Source organism: Methanolobus sp. WCC1 (assembly GCF_045690315.1).
GTDB classification, from domain to species: domain Archaea; phylum Halobacteriota; class Methanosarcinia; order Methanosarcinales; family Methanosarcinaceae; genus Methanolobus; species Methanolobus tindarius.
On the sequence record NZ_CP146979.1, the window covers coordinates 547,949 to 565,682 of the forward strand.

Consider the following 17,734-nt stretch of genomic DNA (forward strand, 5'->3'; position numbering starts at 1 on the left):
ATAGTTCATTGGGAAAAAATTTTCCGTAATCATTCAAAAAGATTGAACGTATCACGGTCAATGGAAGACATCTATAATATTGTATGTAAAAGATATTCCGGGAAAATGGCTGATCTGGGCATAAAGTACAAGAAAAAGTATCCTGAATGGTGGTTATCTCCTATTTCAGAAAAGAATGGATGGCCACCAAAGAGTGTGGTAAACGAATGCATTCTGGAATACCTAAAAAGACTTGTATCTGAATGTGATGAGGAAATAATATGCATTACTTCCAGTACTTTCAACCTTATTGAAACAAAAAAGCTATCCTCAAGGGAGAATATAAGTTGTTCTATATACGGTTATAGATATTATTTGTCTGAATTTGTCAAATTGTATTTTCATTATTCACTGGAGTTCCTGTATCTTGGCTTCAAGTTCATTAAGAACAAAATGGCATTGTATAGATATTATAATAATGAACATCATAACGCTGCAAATTCTTCTATTGTTTTATTAAGGACTTATTGTAATGAATCTTCATTTCAGGACAATGGAAAGTTTAAAGACAGGGTTTTTGGGGATTTGAAGAAAAAGCTTGAAGAACAAGGTCTTGAGGTGATTTATCATCCCAACCTATCAATGATCCAGAACAAAGAAAAGGTGTACAAATGGCTTAGTGCATCCCATGAGGATGATTTCTGGATACTTGAAAATTATTTGACATACAAAGATCTTTTCATGGCATATATGAATGTGGTAAAACAGTTTGCATTAATGCACAGATTGGGTCATTCTGTATATTTGAATCTGGAGTCTTCGCTGGTTATAACTACAGGAGAGAACTACCTGAAATCACTGGTGCCACAAAAACTTGCTCAGCAGGGAATTAAACCTCTTTATATATTGTTCGATTGGGAAAATAAAGCATATGAGAAGTATATGTGTGTCTTGTCTAAAAGCTATCTTCCCGAGTCCATAATGGTTGGGTACATAAGTGGAATACCTTTTCCTACCGGACCCCGGACCAATCTATCAAAAAAAGAAGCAATGATAGTACCTTTGCCGGATAAGATAGTCTGCTGTAGTCAATATGTCTATGATTGGATGACAGATGTGGGATTCACGGAAACAAAGTTGGTAGTGGGACCAAGTATTCGTCAGAACCATGTGTTTGATGACCACATCATGTCCAGTGACGAGTTTATTATGGTCGCCTTGCCCCTGAACTATAACCTGTCTTTTGAATTGGTGTCTGAAATGATACTCTTTGCCCGTCACAATACCAATTATGATATTCTGTTGAAGCCCCATCCATTCTTAAAAATAGAATCAATAATAGAAGCAAATGAACCTCTTCCAGCGAATGTCTTTATTTCGAATGAAGATATGAGCGCTCTTCTTCAAAAGTGCAGGTATTTCGTGTACGTGGGTCCAACAACAACTGCATGTGAAGCATTTGTACTTGGAAAATATGTATGCAGATATGTAAGTAACAGCAATTTTTCACTGGATTGTTTGCATTTCAAATTCAATGATATGATATTCAGTTTTACAGAATCTATTGAACTGGAAGAGTATATTTCCAATACAAGTAAAGCAGATAATGGTGAACCGTATAAAGGTTATATTTTCAATCAGGTAGAGGAAGGATGTGAAGAAGCATTTCTCAATTAAGACTAGGTGAGTCGAATGATTTGTTGTTTTTAATTCAAGCTTCATGATTTGGGAAGCTCGAAAACATCTACTGAAATCACGATTTTCTGAGATAATTTATTAAATGATTAAATTTGAATAAGCAATATAAAATTGAATTGACAGGTAAGGCAGCATGGACACATTACACCCAGTTCAAAAATACATACAAACAAAAGGCAGATAATATGAAAGTGCTTATATCTACGAGTTCTTTTGCAAGATATGATCAAACCCCTTTGAAGATACTAGATACTAACATCATAGATTATACTTTGAATCCGTACGGTCGGACATTAAAGTATGAAGAGATACTGGAACTTGCAAAAGATCATGATGCTATTATAGCAGGCACAGAACAGCTTACCAGGGATGTCCTGGAACAATTACCAGAATTAAAAATGATCAGCAGATGTGGAGTTGGAATGGACAACGTTGACATGGTAGCATGTATTGACCATGGAATCCAGTTAAAAAATACTCCTGATGCGGTTACTCCTGCAGTTGCTGAACTTACTCTGGGGCTCATGCTAAATATAAGCCGACATATTTGCCTGATGAATAATAACATGAAGGCTGGTGAATGGAATAAGAAAATGGGAAAACTCATCAGTGGAAAAAAAATAGGTATTATTGGACTCGGTCGTATCGGCAAGAAGCTTGCTCAACTTTTGAGACCGTTCGATGTTGATATACTTGCATACGATATATATCAGGATACTAAATGGGCAATGGAAAACGATGTCATGTATGCAGATATGGGAAGCCTTTTGGAACAAAGTGATATAATATCATTGCATGTTCCTTACTCAAAGGAGAATTATCATTTGCTTGATGCAGATAAGTTAGCAATGATGAAAAAAGGTGCTTATATAATCAACGTTGCAAGGGGAGGCTTAATTGATGAAGATGCCTTATTCTGCAAGATGAAGGATGGTTATTTTAGTGGGGCAGCACTTGACGTTTTTGAAAAAGAACCCTATAATGGGAAATTGACCGAGCTGGAGAATGTGATTTTGACACCCCATGTTGGGTCATATGCAATGGAAGCAAGGATTCAGATGGAAATTGAAGCCACAAACAATCTAATAGATATGATCGGGGAAAATATATGAAAAATGCTGTAGTGTTTGGTGGATCTGGTTTTTTAGGCAGCCATGTTGCAGATGCTCTTACAAGAAGTGGTTACGATGTTACGATATTCGATATCTATCCTTCTAAATATATCATGCCCGGACAAACCATGGTGGAGGGCAGTATTCTTGATATCGATGCGGTTAATTCTGTTGTAAAAGATGCAGATGTGGTCTATAATTTTGCAGGAATTGCAGATATTTACGATGCAAATAAAAGTCCTCTGGAAACAATAAGAATAAATGTTCTTGGCAATACGACGATTCTGGAAGCATGCCGAAGTCATAACATCAAAAGGTTTGTTTTTGCGAGTTCAGTTTATATTTATAGTGATTCTGGTTCTTTCTACAGAAGCAGTAAACAAGCATGTGAGCTCATTATTGAGAACTATCATGAACAATATGGGATACCTTATACCATTCTCCGATACGGATCGCTTTACGGGCCACGTTCAGATGACAGGAACTGGATCCATAGTGTTCTCAAACAAGCAATAACTGAAGGTAAGATAAGCCGTCATGGTGATGGAGAGGAATTAAGGGAATATATCCACGTGGAAGATGCGGCAAGATGTAGTGTGGATATATTGTCTGATGAATTTGAGAATGAATACGTTATACTTACAGGTTACCAGCAGTTAAAAGTAAAAGAAGTAATGCTAATGATAAAGGAAATTCTCAAGAACAGGATCGATCTTGAGTTCCTTCCAAGTAGATCTAATTTGAACTACAGAATAACACCATATTCGTTCAGTCCTAAGATAGCAAAGAAGATGGTCAGTAATTATTATCTTGACATGGGGCAGGGATTATTACAATGTTTGCAGGAAATGTACAATGAAGAGCATCACTGTGAATCTTTAAACGGAATATTGGTCGAAGGTGACAAATAGACCTCTGATCCAAAATAAGATGCATATTAATGTTTTCCGGGTGTTTTCACTGAATTACGGGAATATGAACCTCTGTTGATCTTGGATGAAGTGATAAGTTAGCATAAATTTGGATAAAGTGGTAAAGTGTACAAGGTAATTGTTTTCGATTTTGATGGTGTGATCCTGGAATCACTTGACATAAAAACAAAGGCATTTTTAAAGGTATATGATAACTATCCTGAATATGCGGACGAAATTTCAACCTATCATTTGCAGAATGGTGGAGTGTCACGATATAATAAATTCATCCACATAAACAATAATATATTGAATGTTCCTATAACAGATGAAAACATCAAAACTATGGCTTCTATTTTTTCAAAATCTGTAATGGAAGAAATGCTGCAGTGTCCTTTTGTAAAAGGTGCTTTTGATTTCATAAGGAAATATTCTTTAACAGCAAATCTTTACATTGCATCGGGAACTCCTGAAGAGGAGCTACGTGTGATTGTCGGAAAAAGGAGCATTGGTCAATATTTTAAAGGTGTTTATGGTACTCCTAAAACAAAAGCAGAAATTATACAGGGTATTATCTCAAGTGAAAATATTAGTAAGGATGATATCTGCTTTGTAGGTGATGCGCTTACTGATTACGAAGAATCTCAAAAAGTTGGTGTCCCTTTCATTGCACGTATAAATAACGACACCCCGGATAATCCTTTTCTTAAAATGGATCTAAATTCAGTGAATGACCTTAATGATCTTGATAAATTTCTGAAACAGGAGTTTTAAGATGAGCTATATACTTCTTTCACATCAGATTGATGAAAATACTCCTTTGTACGGGAGCACACCACATATAAAAATATCAGCACACAGTCAAATTAAAAATGGAGATTCCAGTAATTCTTCAATAATTGAGATTCACTGTCATTCCGGAACACATGTAGATGCGCCAAAACATTTTGTGGATGATGGGAAGACCATTTCTGAATTTTTGTTAGATCAACTTATTTTCAAAAAACCAGTAATTGTAGATTGTCCAATAGACAAAACGCTATTGGTTAAACAGGAAGATCTTATTAATTATGAAAATTTGCTTAGCAAAGCTGATTGTTTATTGCTGCGTACAGGATTTGAAAAATTCCGCAGCGAAGAGAAGTATCGTCTTTCCAATCCTGGAATTGGAAGTGATACTATTATGTGGATAAGAAAGTTATATCCAAATATAAGATGTATAGGACTTGATTCTATATCTATATCTTCATATCAACATAGGGAAGAAGGAAGAAAAGCACATCGTGCAGCGTTTAAATATATGGAAGAATCTGCTCCATTGTTATTAATAGAGGATATGCATCTGAGCACAATTGATTCTTCAAAGCTTGAAATGATATTTGTTCTTCCATGGCAGATTAAAGGTGTCGATAGTACGCCATGTACTGTATTGGCTAAAATGAATGAGATGGGTCTTTATTGAAATATAATGGATAGGTAGATTAAATGGATGAAAGAACAATTACATACTTCGGAGGCTTTTGGTCTACGAATGTTGGAAATAGTTTCTATGACCTTGCAATCATAAACCTGCTAAAAAAAGCAGCTCCAGATTATAATGTGATTTTTTGTGATGACCAGCCAGGCAACTATTGGCGGGAAACTGGCACAAATCCAAAAAACTCTCTGAAATATATTGGGAATGTTAACTCTGAATATGTAGCTATCTCCGGTCCTCTCTTAAATAAAAACTTTCCTTTGATCTGGGAGAAAGCTTTTGAGAAATATTCTGAAAAAGGTATAAAGATTTTGTTAATCAGCGCCGGTTGTAGTGCTTATACAGATGAAGAGGTTGAAATGTGTAGGGCCTTCCTTTCAAAATATCCACCTCACATGTTACTTTCAAGGGATGAGTTTACATATAATAATTTTAGTGATCTGGCACTTCATGCTTACAATGGTATTTGCTGCGCTTTTTTTATAGCTGACTTTTTCCCTTCTTACAATACAAGCTTAGATGCTTATATTACCTTTAATTTTGATGCTTCAAAGTTGCCCCCATTTCTATTATATGTAATCAATCTTTTAGGAATGTCCAATGAGCCCAATCTTTATTTTGATCCACAGTATGAGAAAAAAGGTTTACATTTTGAGTTCATGGGTAAAAAGTGGACAATTGATTATAGCAATAAGTCCTATAATATTTTAAATATCCTTAAAAAGACTAAATACAAGTACCCATCAAATGTCGAAGAATATATGTTGGTAAGAACTATTCATAAGGTGGTCTCGGTTTCTAAAAGGCAAGCTTTTATTAAACCGAACACTTTCTTGTCAGATATTCCTTACACTTACCTGAACATTTATGCAAATTCATCTGCAACCTTCAGTGACAGGGTTCATGCATGTGTGGCAACTTTGTCTTATGGCAATCCTGCAATGCTCTTTTCAAATACGAAAAGAGCTAGACTTTTTGAGCGTTTTACAGATCTTAATGATATTTATGAAAAACCTGTATCTATCAATAAAGCCACATTGGAAACTGAAAAGGAGATGCAACTGGAGTTCTTATCTTTTGTCTTAAGTAAGGGGGAAAAACCCTCTTTACAATAATTGCCTTATATATGTAAAACACAACGAAAAAAGATATTGGTTTATTTGTAAATTTAGATTTTTCACACATTCTTACTATATAAGTTCAGTAATATCTTGAATCAACGATAAAGTTAAATTGTTTCATCTCAATTTTATACAAAACATGGCTGAAGAACACAATATTTTTCGAAATTGTTATCGCAACAAAAATGTATTGGTTACAGGCAATACAGGTTTCAAGGGTTCCTGGCTATGTGCATGGCTTTCACTACTTGGTGTAAAAATAAGCGGAATCTCCAATGGAATTCCTACTTCTCCTTCTCATTTTTCAATTATGGAGCCCAAATTAAATATAGAATGGTATGAAGAGGATGTTCGTGACCTAAACAGTGTCAGGCAAATAATTGAGAGCTCCAATCCCGATTTTATTTTCCATCTGGCAGCGCAACCACTTGTCCGTGAATCATACGAAGATCCGGTAACCACTATCGAAACAAATGTAATAGGGACAATGAATGTCTTGGAATCCCTGCGTCAGATTAACCATAAATGCACCGCTATCATGATAACCAGCGACAAGTGTTATGATAATGTAGAATGGCTATGGGGTTACAGGGAAACTGATCATCTGGGTGGGAAGGATCCCTACAGTGCTTCCAAAGGTGCAGCTGAAATGGTCATTAAGACATATGCGGATTCTTTCTTTAAAGCAGCTGAAAGTAATGTGAAGATAGCTTCAGTTCGAGCTGGCAATGTAATAGGTGGTGGTGACTGGGCAAAGGACAGGATAGTCCCGGATTGTATACGTTCCTGGTCGGAAAATAAGCCTGTAGAAATAAGAAGTCCCAATGCTACAAGACCCTGGCAGCATGTATTGGAACCACTAAGTGGTTATCTGCTCTTAGGACAAATGCTTTCAGAAGACTCTGGTTTGAATGGTGAACCTTTCAATTTTGGTCCAAATGCTAATCAAAACTATACTGTCAAGGAGCTCGTTGACAGAATGCAGTATTATTGGCCAGGCACAAAGACGGACTATGGAGTTAATTCATCCTCTAAGAAAGAGTCCGGATTGCTAAAACTATGTTGTGATAAAGCACTTCATTTGTTAGGGTGGCAACCAACTCTTACATTTGATGAAACTGCACAGTTTACTGTGGAGTGGTATCGCGACTTCTATTCTGGGGAAAAAGACGTGTATGAGATGACATGCAAGCAGATAGCCGAATACGTTAAAAAAGCCTCAGAAAGGAAGCAGGAATGGGTGAAATGAGATGCTTGAAGGCTTAATACTTACTCCTTTGAAGGTAATTCCCGGAGAAAATGGAAATGTGCTGCATGCTATGAAATGTACGGATCCAGAATTTACAGGATTTGGTGAGGCATATTTTTCTACAGTGAATGAAGGCTCTGTGAAAGCCTGGAAACGTCACAAACAAATGACACTCAATCTTGTAGTTCCATGTGGCAGGATCAAATTTGTTCTGTGGGATGGACGTCAGGATTCTCCGACTTATTCTCATTTTTATGAGATCGAACTATCACTTGATAATTATCAAAGACTAACAGTGCCTCCTATGATATGGATGGGTTTTCAGGGTATGGGTGAAGGGTTAAACATGCTCATGAACCTGGCAGATATACCACATGATCCTGATGAGGCAGAGAGACTTGAAATCAATAATAACAAAATAAATTACAAATGGGATGATCTGTAACAATGAAAGTAGTAATTCTTGCAGGAGGATTTGGCACCAGACTTGCGGAATACACCGGTGTTATTCCAAAACCAATGGTTGAAGTTGGTGGACGGCCTATATTGTGGCATATTATGAACATCTATGCAAGCTATGGTTATAATGAGTTTATAGTGGCTCTTGGCTATAAAGGAGAAGCTATCAAAGAGTATTTCCTAAACTACTACTCTTTAAATTCCGATTTTACAGTTGATCTTAAGAACGGTGATATAGAGCACCTTCACAAAAAACCGGTAGATTGGAAAGTTTCACTTGTTGACACTGGACTTAGTACCATGACAGGTGGCAGACTGAAAAGGTTACAGGAATACATTGGTGATGAGACTTTCATGCTTACATACGGGGATGGAGTTGCCGATATAAATATCGGAGAACTTGTAAAGTATCATCGTGATCATGGTAAAATGGCAACAGTAACCGCTGTTCATCCAGCTGCAAGATTTGGTGAACTTGAAGTTTCAGATGATCAGCACGTCATGTCATTCAAGGAAAAACCACAAACCACCCAGGGATGGATTAACGGTGGTTTCTTTGTACTCGAACCTGAATTTCTTGATCTGATCTATTCTGATTCTACAGTTCTTGAAGAAACTCCTCTTGAAAAGGTTGCTGCAATGGGTGAATTGAAATGTTACTATCATGACTCTTTCTGGCAATGTATGGATACTGTAAGGGACAGGAACCTGCTTGAGGATATGTGGAAAAAGGGAAATGCACCATGGAAGGTCTGGTAAGATTGCAGAGAAAGAATATCAGACTTTCGAAGTCTGTCATTGGCGAGGAAGAAAAAAAAGCCGTTATGGATGTTCTGGATAGGGAATATCTGGGGATGGGTCAGGATGTCCAGTTATTTGAAAAGAATCTTTCATCCTTCTTTCAAAGGGAAGCAGTATGTGTCAACACTGGGACGGCAGCTCTGCACTTGGCACTGCAGTCACTGGGAGTAGGGCCCGGTGACGAGGTGCTTGTCCAGTCGCTGACATATGTTGCTTCTTTTCAGGCCATCTCTGCCACGGGGGCAAAGCCTGTACCATGTGAGATTGATCCAGCTACATTAACTCTTGATGTGGACGATGCAAAGGCCAGACTCACTGAAAATACTCGTGTTGTAATGCCTGTTCATTATGCCAGCGGGATGGGTTCTCTTGATGAGATCTATGAGTTTGCAAGAGAACATGATTTGCGTGTGGTTGAAGATGCTGCTCATGCATTTGGCTGCTATTATAAAGGTAGAAAGGTCGGAAGTTTTGGAGATATATCATGTTTCAGCTTTGATGGTATAAAGAACATAACCTCTGGTGAAGGTGGTGCTATTGTCACTAGTGATTTAGAGGTCCTCCAACGTGTAAGGGACGCTCGTCTTCTTGGAGTTGAAAAAGATACTGAAAAACGATACAGTGGCGAAAGGAGCTGGGATTTTGATGTATCAGGGCAGGGATGGCGTTATCATATGAGCAATATCATGGCAGCTATAGGTAATGAACAACTAAGCAAGTTTGATGTGTTTGCAGAAAAAAGAAAGATGCTTTTTAGGCATTATCAAAATAACTTGGATAATATAGATTCAATGGAACTGATAGATTATGGGCAGGCTTCTATAGTGCCCCACATTTTTGTGATTAAGCTTAAAGGTTCTTACAGGTCAGAATTAAGGAAAATGCTTGAAGAAGCTGGTATACAGACTGGTATTCACTACAAGCCAAACCACCATCTTAGTTTCTATTCGGATGCATCCTTGCCGGTAACGGACGATATATCATCGAAGTTGTTAACACTTCCATTGCATACTGATTTGGCATTATATGATATTGATTACATTTGTGACCAATTGAAGTGTTGTCTGGCTACTTTGCACAAAGATTGATATATGCTAATGGTATACAAAAGGTAATTTTTATGAATGTTTCTAATGACCATTGTTCTCCTACAGTCAGTGTGATTATGAACTGTTATAATTGTTCTAAATATTTGAGAGAAGCCATTGATAGTGTCTATGCTCAAACATATACTAATTGGGAGATCATTTTTTGGGACAATGTATCTATCGATGAAAGTGCTACTATAGCGCAAAGCTATGATTCAAAGTTGCGCTATTTTTGTGGTGATGAAAATGTTCCCCTAGGCAATGCAAGAAATCTTGCACTTACCAAAGCAAGGGGTGATTATATCGCTTTTCTTGATTGTGATGATATATGGTTGCCATCTAAACTGGAAAAACAGATATCTCTTTTTGAGTCCCATCCTGATGTGAAACTCGTATTTTGTGATTGCAATATTGTTAATTCGCAACATGATATCCTGTATCGAGCATTTTCGGTGCAACCTCCTTCAAGAGGATTCGTGTTCAACGATTTGTTGTTATCAAATAATTTTATTCCGCTTGTCACTGTTGTTGTTAAAAGCTCTTTATTTAATGATATGGGGGCTTTCAACAATGAATATAAAATAGCTGAGGAATATGAACTTTTTCTGCGTATAGCTTACAGATATCAGCTGGATTATGTTAATGAAGTTCTGACTGAATATAGGATTCATGAAAACAACTGGAGTCATAGACAGGATATTGGTATCAAGGAGCAACTAAATCTCATTGATTTCTGGCTCTCAAAAGATATTTCTGTGAAAAATAAGTTAAGGAAAAAAAAGCTTAAACGAAAAATGGCATTATATTTTTATTATATGGTAAAGTACATGAAATTTCCTAAAAAATGGTCTGCTTTCTATAAGACAAGATGATTGATTATGAGCACTTTACATTTTATTACGCTGGTTATTTCATTTATTCCAGTTATTGTTTATACTATCTATGTATTTGCAGTTATCTCTTCCAAATCACCTTTCTCTCAATCACTGGAATCATTCCCTTCCGTAAGCATCATCATTCCTGCCTATAATGAAGAGAAAGTGATCGAAAGCCGCCTCAAAAACCTTGCTTCATCCTATCCTCTAGAACTGATGGAAGTCATTGTTTCAAATGACGGTTCCACAGATAGTACTGAAAGGATAGCTTTGGAAGCTATAAGGAAGTCTTCTCTTCATGGAAAAGTCATCACGCATGAAAGGAGCGGTGTTAACAAAGCCATAAACCGGGGAATAGAACTATCAACCAATGATATAGTGGTTATAACCGGTGCAGACGGTCTTTTTGACAAGAATACCATTCCTGATTTAATGAGTGTGCTCACAAGTAGTGACGAGATAGGTGCTGTTTCAGGTGACATGATAACATATGCAGAAGGGGATACTTTATTCTCTAAATCAGAAAGTGCTTATCGTTCTATCTATGGGAAAATCTGTACATGGGAAAGCAATGTTCATTCCACTTACTGTTTCAATGGAGCAGTGGTAGCTTTCAAGAAAAAGGCCGCTTCCTCACTCAATGCTCGCAGAGGTGCAGATGATGCCAGTATGGCTCTCTCTGTCATACGCAATGGTTACAAATGCAAGTACGTACCATCCGCAAAATTCTATGAACTTGTTCCTCATGAGTTCAGCGAACAACGAAAACAAAAGATACGAAGGGCCACCAGGCTTCTTGAAGCAACTATCTGTAATCGTGATGTTTTTTCTCCTAAATATGGGAAATTCGGCATGATCATCTATCCATTGAGGTTATTGATGTTTGCTGTTGTCCCCGCAACATTCTTTATTTCCCTCGTCTTGTGGACTGTAGTTATTAGCTCAATAGAGTTTATTTATGGACTTGCTTTTGTAAGTTTGATAGTTCTTCTTGTACTTTTAGGGAATATCCGTGCAAATGTATTATCATCGTTCATAATCTATCAGGGATATCTCTTAATCGGGCTTTTCAACATGTTAAGGGATGTACATATCTGGGAACCGAATAAAAGAACAAAGATCTAATGTCAATCATCTTTGTTTTTTCTCTCAAAATAGAATTGATCTATTCGTATCTCAATTCTTAAGTACTATAAACCTAATCATACCCTCACATTTACCCATAATTTTCTATTCAAATTTCTAAAATGTGATCACATGTCATACCAGATTGTAGAGAAAAAAGAGATTGCATCATCAGTGCATATGATGAAGATCAAAGCACCAGATGTTGCCAAAGCCGCAAAGGCAGGCCAGTTCATCATTTTACGTATTGATGAGACCAGCGAAAGAGTTCCGTTGACAATTGCTGATTTTGATTCAAATGAAGGCACAGTTACTATAATTTACCAGGAAATGGGCAAGACAACAAAGCAACTTGCAAAGATGTCAGCTTCAGAAGAGCTTCAGGATTTTGTCGGACCTCTGGGCACTCCGGCAGATGTCAGGAAACTTGGAACTGTGATCCTTGTAGGTGGAGGAGTAGGAATTGCTCCGGTATATCCACAGGTAAAAGCATACCGTGAAGCAGGAAACAAAGTAATTTCCGTAATCGGTTCAAGGAACGAAAGCCTTCTCATTCTTGAGGATGAGATGAGAGAAGCAAGTGACGAACTTCATGTTGCAACAGACGATGGTTCAAAAGGTCATCACGGTTTTGTCACGGATGTTGTAAAGAACATTCTAGACAGCGGTGAAAAGGTTGCAAGAATTGTAGTTATCGGTCCACCTATCCTTATGAAGGTGGCAGCAGGTATGACCGAGCCATATGGCGTTGAAACCATTGTAAGTCTCAATCCAATAATGATCGATGGAACCGGCATGTGTGGCGGATGCAGGGTGTCCGTTGGCGGCGAAACAAAATTCGCATGTGTTGATGGTCCGGAATTCGATGCTCACAAGGTTGACTTCAATTTGCTAATGAGCCGTCTGGCACTTTACAGAAGTGAAGAATCAAAGTGTCAGGAAAATCATGATCACAAATGTACCTGCAGAGGTGAGCACTAATGGCAGACAGACAGGCAATGCCATTGCAGGATCCTAAAGAAAGGGCACAGAACTTCGATGAGGTTGCACTTGGTTATACTGATGAAATGGCTCTTGCAGAAGCTTCCAGATGCCTTGAGTGTAAGAGTCCAAAATGTGTTGACGGATGTCCTGTAAATATTGACATTCCAGGTTTCATAGCCCGCATAAAGTCTGAGGACTTTGATGGGGCTATTGGGACTATCAAACTTACAAATGCACTTCCGGCTGTGTGTGGACGCGTATGCCCGCAGGAAGTACAGTGCGAGGAATTGTGTGTACTGGCAAAGAAGGGAGAGCCGGTTGCAATTGGCAGACTCGAGCGTTTTTGTGCTGATTACGAAAGAAGGAAAGGTGTAACTCCTCCAGTACAGCCCGAATCAACTGGTAAGAAAGTTGCCATCATTGGTGCAGGTCCGGCAGGACTTACAGCAGCAGCAGATCTGGCAAAAAAAGGCCATGAAGTTACCATATTTGAATCACTTCACGACACCGGTGGTGTACTGACCTATGGAATTCCTGAATTCAGGCTTCCAAAAGCAATCGTAAAGGAAGAGGTTGAGTATATCAAACAGCTTGGTGTTGATGTCAAGGTGGATTATGTTATTGGCAAGATAAAGACCCTTGATGAGCTCAGAAATGAGTACGATGCTGTATTCCTTGGAACAGGTGCAGGTCTTCCAAAGTTCATGGGTATAGAGGGCGAGAACCTCAACGGTGTTTACTCTGCAAACGAGTTCCTTACAAGAGTGAACCTGATGAAAGCATACCAATTCCCTAACTATGACACTCCTATTAAGAGAGGTAAGAATGTCATTGTAGTGGGTGGCGGTAATGTTGCAATGGATGCTGCAAGAAGTGCACTCCGTCTTGGTGCAGATGAAGTAAGTATTGTCTATCGCCGTGGCGAGGATGAGCTTCCTGCAAGAAAAGAAGAAATTGAGAATGCAAAGGAAGAGGGCATTGTCTTCAGGCTTCTCACCAACCCAACAAGAATTCTTGAGGGTGAAAACATGACCGTCAATGGTGTGGAATGCATCAAGATGGAACTTGGCGAGCCTGATGAGTCCGGCCGCAGAAGCCCGGTTGCTGTAGAAGGTTCAGAGCATGTCATAAATGCTGACATTGTCATTATTGCAATTGGAACTTCTCCAAACCCAATGATATTCTCCGGTTCAGAGGGACTTGAAACCAATTCAAGAGGTACTATTGTTGTTGATGATTCTGGCAAGACCTCACTTGATAATGTCTATGCTGGCGGTGATGCTGTAACAGGTGCTGCAACAGTTATCAGTGCAATGGGTGCCGGAAAGGTTGCTGCAAAGGCAATCAATGAGTACCTCAGTAATTGAGTGAACTGAGAATCTGATTTTATAATTTTAGTTATCCGGTTTAACCGGATATCTTTTTCATTTTCAGACGTTTTTATTGATTTCAGTCATATTCCTGTAGTTTTCTTCATTTTTCAGCTTCTTTCCCGGACAGTTTTTTAAGCTGGTGTGCGCTACATGGTATCAATGAAAAAATGCAAATCCTCTTCCAGTGATTCTGGAAAAGCCAGCAGGCAAAATAGTTCTTCCGGTAAATATCATGTGAGAAGTTCAGGTTCAATGTCATCTGGATACATGAAGTCTTCCAGTCATTCACAAAAAAAGGATAGAGGAGAAAGTCGCAGTAAACCAGTTCAGAAGTATGCCAGTAATGAGAAAGATTACATCTTCTGGTGTCAGAGATGTAATGTACCACTGATTGAAAAGGAATGTGGAATTTGCGGTGTTGAAGGGGCAAAGATAGATCTGTCACAACCGGCGGATGTAAGGTTCTGTTCCCCGTACGAAAGAGAAGTTCTACATGATTTTCTTATTGCTGAATTCGGGACTGATCCTTTAGGTGACAGGATAATCCTGATGAACAAGATACCTGGGGATGACAAGACTGATGAGGTCATAGTCGATTCTTTTGTATTTGGCATTCTTCGTTTCGATATGCAAAAAATGGATTATTCATTTGAGCCTTCTGTACCGGGTGCCCACATACTTATCGGTAACACAGAAAAGAAAACTGTAGTTTTGAAAAAGAATTTCAGGCATCTTAATGGTAAAAAGGTTCGTTACGACATGGTGGATTCCATGTCTGATGATATCAGGGTAAATGATACTGTCCTGATAAAATCGGGTAATATCACAGGATTTGGTGTAGCTTTATGCGATGCAAAAGAAGCACCTGCGTTTGATGGTCCTGTACTTAGGGTCAGGAAAGTTGACTCTCAACAATTCTCATTGAATAAAAAAGTGCCAGGCATGGATGATGTGGTGGCTGCAAATGTATCTCACATACGCAAGCTTGGCAGAAATGCAATGAACACCATTAAGGGAATTGCAAATCAGAAAGAATATAAAAATCTCCCTGTAAATGTCTCATTCAGTGGAGGCAAAGACAGCCTTGTAGTACTTGATCTTACTGTGAGTGCATTGAAAAATAAAAATAATAGGGAAATCCGTGCATTTTTCCTCAATACCGGTATAGAGTTTCCTGAAACGGTAGAATTTGCTCACAACTATTGCAGGGTTAATGGAATAGAGCTACTGGAAAAAAATGCAGCTTCAGATTTCTGGGACAACGTAGAGGCATTTGGTCCCCCTGCAAAGGACTTTCGCTGGTGCTGTAAGATATGCAAACTTGCACCTGCAAACGAAGCAATAGATGAATGTCTTAAAAAATCTCCTACCTGTATAACCATTGACGGAAAACGCAGGTATGAGTCATTCTCAAGAGCACGCATTTCAACAAGTGAAAACAATCCATTTGTGCCGGGGCAACTCAATATTTTTCCAATCAAAGATTGGAAGGCAATTGAAGTCTGGCTGTATATATATTGGAGAAAGCTTGACTACAACCCTCTTTATGATTTAGGTTTTGAAAGAGTCGGATGTTATCTTTGTCCGGCAGCACTCTCAGCAGAATATCTGCGTTTGCGGGATTTGCATCCGGAATTACATGAAAAATGGAACACATTTCTCATGGGGTGGGCAAAGAAAAATGGTCTTTCAGAGTTCTTTATAGAACACGGCCTCTGGAGATGGAAAGAACTCCCTCCTAAAATGATTAAACTCTGTGAGGACATGGGAATTTCCTCATCTGCAACGGCAGAAGAATCTGAGTTCAGTGTAAGCATTACATCAGGTATATCCCCTTGCAAGGCAGGCGGCTATACCATCGAAGCTTCTGTTCACGGCTTTTCCATGAACAAAACAAGAGATGTAATGAACATACTGGGAAAAACTGTATTTTCAGAGGAACTCGGTCTTCTCATGGTTCGGGATAAAACATCTACAATTAAGATATTCTCATCAGGTAATCTTGTTGTCAATTCCGATGACAAATCTTTAGCAGACTCGGAATTTGCAGAAACTTCGCGCCAGTTATTGAAAGCTCACAGGTGTACAGGCTGTGGAATATGTATCAAAGCCTGTCCTGTGAATGCAATTTCAATAAAAGATGGTCATGTCTGCATAGATGAAAAGTGTATACATTGTGGCAAATGTACTGATTCCTGTGTGGTTTTGAGGTATGAAGACAGGCTTCGATGAAAATGTGTAAGATTTTTGATTCATGTATCTATAATTCTCTGTGAAACTATAGGATGGATAGGGATGAATGGGGATGAATTATTAATAGCTTAAATATTATATAAAAGACAAAGAAGTTAGAGGTATAAATGGTTCATAGTGAAAAGGATGGAATTTCTCGCATTATTTCAGCAAAATGGAAAATAGTTTCTTTCACAGTAGTTTCGCTTCTTTTCCTCCTCTTTTGCTACATACTTTTCCCTCTTGCAGATGGTATCGTGCTTGGGCTTGTATTTGCCTATATAGCCCGCCCCATCTTTATGAAACTCAGGCGCTTGAAAAGAATCGGGGCACTCATAGCAACATTATGTATCGTAATTCCTGTGGTATTTATTATTGGTTCAGGTATAGTAGAGATACTCCGCCAGATTGTATGGGTATTTGAGAATCAGTCTTATGTGATGAATACAAGTCTTGACCTCTTAAGATCCATCGACATACCAGCCGGATATAGTGATGATGTGCAGCAGTTGGTATGGGATATCTCAACATCTATCCTGCCGTTGCTTGGAAGGATAGGAATAATCGCTTATGCCCGCAATCTGGTAATGTTTGGAATTAACCTTTTCCTGGCTATATTCCTCTGTTATTTCCTGCTGGCTGATGGCGATAGTCTCTACAGGGCAGTATTAAAAGTGGTTCCTGTCAGTCACAAAAAGGAGTTTGAACGTTTCGTGCTGCATCTAGATGTAATATTGCAGGGAATTTTTGTGGGCAATGCATCTGCAGCTCTTATTGTAAGTGTTTTGTCCCTGATAGTTTTCTATGCATTCGGTTTCAGTCATGTTCTGGCACTTGCAGCACTTATATTTGTGGCATCTGTGATTCCGATGTTTGCCGGTTACATGGTTTTGCTCGTTCTTTCAGTTTATCGTTATCTTGATCAGGGGCTTGAAAGTGCAGCTGTGTTCTTTATAGTCTCATCCATTGTGATTTATGCACCACCGGAACTGGTACTGCGTCCTTATCTTGCAAGCATAAAATCCCAGATCCATCCATTCCTGATTCTTGTTGCATTCCTGGGTGGTGGTTTTGTAGGCGGTGTTGCAGGTTTCTTCCTGGCTCCTATAGTTCTTGGTGCTATTGTTGCAGCATACAGGGTGCACATTAATGATAATACTGCTATCTGCTCGCAGATGGACCTATCACTCTGTAATGACGATGCTGAACTCAAAAACGTAACAGAATAGGATTTACTTCCTTAGTATCTG

General features: G+C 38.6%; 16 protein-coding genes. All 16 read left to right on the forward strand.

All coding sequences use genetic code 11. The features are described 5' to 3' along the window. Positions 1 to 60 precede the first annotated feature (60 nt). The 16 genes from V7O61_RS02845 to V7O61_RS02920 all read left to right on the forward strand — a co-directional run bounded on the left by V7O61_RS02845 (position 61) and on the right by V7O61_RS02920 (position 17,713). Positions 61 to 1,656, forward strand: a complete 1,596-nt coding sequence (locus V7O61_RS02845) for a hypothetical protein (RefSeq protein WP_407282794.1) — start codon at positions 61 to 63, stop codon at positions 1,654 to 1,656. 206 nt (positions 1,657 to 1,862) lie between these two features. Then, positions 1,863 to 2,789, forward strand: a complete 927-nt coding sequence (locus V7O61_RS02850) for a phosphoglycerate dehydrogenase (protein WP_407347436.1) — start codon at positions 1,863 to 1,865, stop codon at positions 2,787 to 2,789. Beyond that, on the forward strand, positions 2,786 to 3,700 hold the full coding sequence (locus tag V7O61_RS02855; RefSeq protein WP_407282792.1) for an NAD-dependent epimerase/dehydratase family protein: 915 nt from the start codon (positions 2,786 to 2,788) through the stop codon (positions 3,698 to 3,700). Before V7O61_RS02850 ends, V7O61_RS02855 begins: the two co-directional genes overlap by 4 nt. A 126-nt stretch (positions 3,701 to 3,826) precedes the next feature. After that, positions 3,827 to 4,474, forward strand: a complete 648-nt coding sequence (locus V7O61_RS02860) for an HAD family hydrolase (RefSeq protein ID WP_407282791.1) — start codon at positions 3,827 to 3,829, stop codon at positions 4,472 to 4,474. 1 nt (position 4,475) lies between these two features. Then, positions 4,476 to 5,162, forward strand: a complete 687-nt coding sequence (locus V7O61_RS02865) for a cyclase family protein (RefSeq protein WP_407282790.1) — start codon at positions 4,476 to 4,478, stop codon at positions 5,160 to 5,162. 23 nt (positions 5,163 to 5,185) lie between these two features. Then, entirely contained in the window at positions 5,186 to 6,292 is a 1,107-nt protein-coding gene (locus V7O61_RS02870; RefSeq protein ID WP_407282789.1) for a polysaccharide pyruvyl transferase family protein, read from the forward strand. A 145-nt stretch (positions 6,293 to 6,437) separates the two neighbouring features. Then, positions 6,438 to 7,547 carry a CDP-glucose 4,6-dehydratase gene (gene rfbG / locus V7O61_RS02875; protein ID WP_407282788.1) on the forward strand — a complete coding sequence of 370 codons (1,110 nt, stop codon included), beginning with the start codon at positions 6,438 to 6,440 and terminating at the stop codon, positions 7,545 to 7,547. Position 7,548: 1 nt separating this feature from the next. Next, positions 7,549 to 7,992: a dTDP-4-dehydrorhamnose 3,5-epimerase family protein gene (locus V7O61_RS02880; RefSeq protein WP_407282787.1), complete on the forward strand. Its 444-nt coding sequence runs from the start codon at positions 7,549 to 7,551 to the stop codon at positions 7,990 to 7,992. Between the two features lie 2 nt (positions 7,993 to 7,994). Continuing rightward, a complete protein-coding gene (gene rfbF, locus V7O61_RS02885) occupies positions 7,995 to 8,765 on the forward strand; it encodes a glucose-1-phosphate cytidylyltransferase (RefSeq protein WP_407282786.1) in 771 nt (256 codons plus the stop codon). Next, positions 8,729 to 9,895 carry a DegT/DnrJ/EryC1/StrS family aminotransferase gene (locus tag V7O61_RS02890; protein WP_407282785.1) on the forward strand — a complete coding sequence of 389 codons (1,167 nt, stop codon included), beginning with the start codon at positions 8,729 to 8,731 and terminating at the stop codon, positions 9,893 to 9,895. The genes rfbF and V7O61_RS02890 overlap by 37 nt, the downstream gene beginning before the upstream one ends. Positions 9,896 to 9,999: 104 nt before the next feature. Then, positions 10,000 to 10,767 (forward strand): glycosyltransferase, encoded by a 768-nt coding sequence (locus tag V7O61_RS02895; protein WP_407282784.1) that lies wholly within the window; start codon positions 10,000 to 10,002, stop codon positions 10,765 to 10,767. A 6-nt stretch (positions 10,768 to 10,773) separates the two neighbouring features. After that, positions 10,774 to 11,895 (forward strand): glycosyltransferase, encoded by a 1,122-nt coding sequence (locus V7O61_RS02900; RefSeq protein WP_407282783.1) that lies wholly within the window; start codon positions 10,774 to 10,776, stop codon positions 11,893 to 11,895. A 132-nt stretch (positions 11,896 to 12,027) separates the two neighbouring features. Beyond that, positions 12,028 to 12,876, forward strand: a complete 849-nt coding sequence (locus V7O61_RS02905) for a sulfide/dihydroorotate dehydrogenase-like FAD/NAD-binding protein (protein WP_407282782.1) — start codon at positions 12,028 to 12,030, stop codon at positions 12,874 to 12,876. Continuing rightward, positions 12,876 to 14,246 carry an NADPH-dependent glutamate synthase gene (gene gltA, locus V7O61_RS02910; protein ID WP_023844569.1) on the forward strand — a complete coding sequence of 457 codons (1,371 nt, stop codon included), beginning with the start codon at positions 12,876 to 12,878 and terminating at the stop codon, positions 14,244 to 14,246. Before V7O61_RS02905 ends, gltA begins: the two co-directional genes overlap by 1 nt. A gap of 156 nt (positions 14,247 to 14,402) precedes the next feature. Continuing rightward, complete coding sequence (locus tag V7O61_RS02915) at positions 14,403 to 16,484, forward strand: phosphoadenosine phosphosulfate reductase family protein (RefSeq protein WP_407282781.1); 2,082 nt, start codon at positions 14,403 to 14,405, stop codon at positions 16,482 to 16,484. A gap of 128 nt (positions 16,485 to 16,612) precedes the next feature. Then, on the forward strand, positions 16,613 to 17,713 hold the full coding sequence (locus tag V7O61_RS02920; protein WP_407282780.1) for an AI-2E family transporter: 1,101 nt from the start codon (positions 16,613 to 16,615) through the stop codon (positions 17,711 to 17,713). Positions 17,714 to 17,734 lie beyond the last annotated feature (21 nt).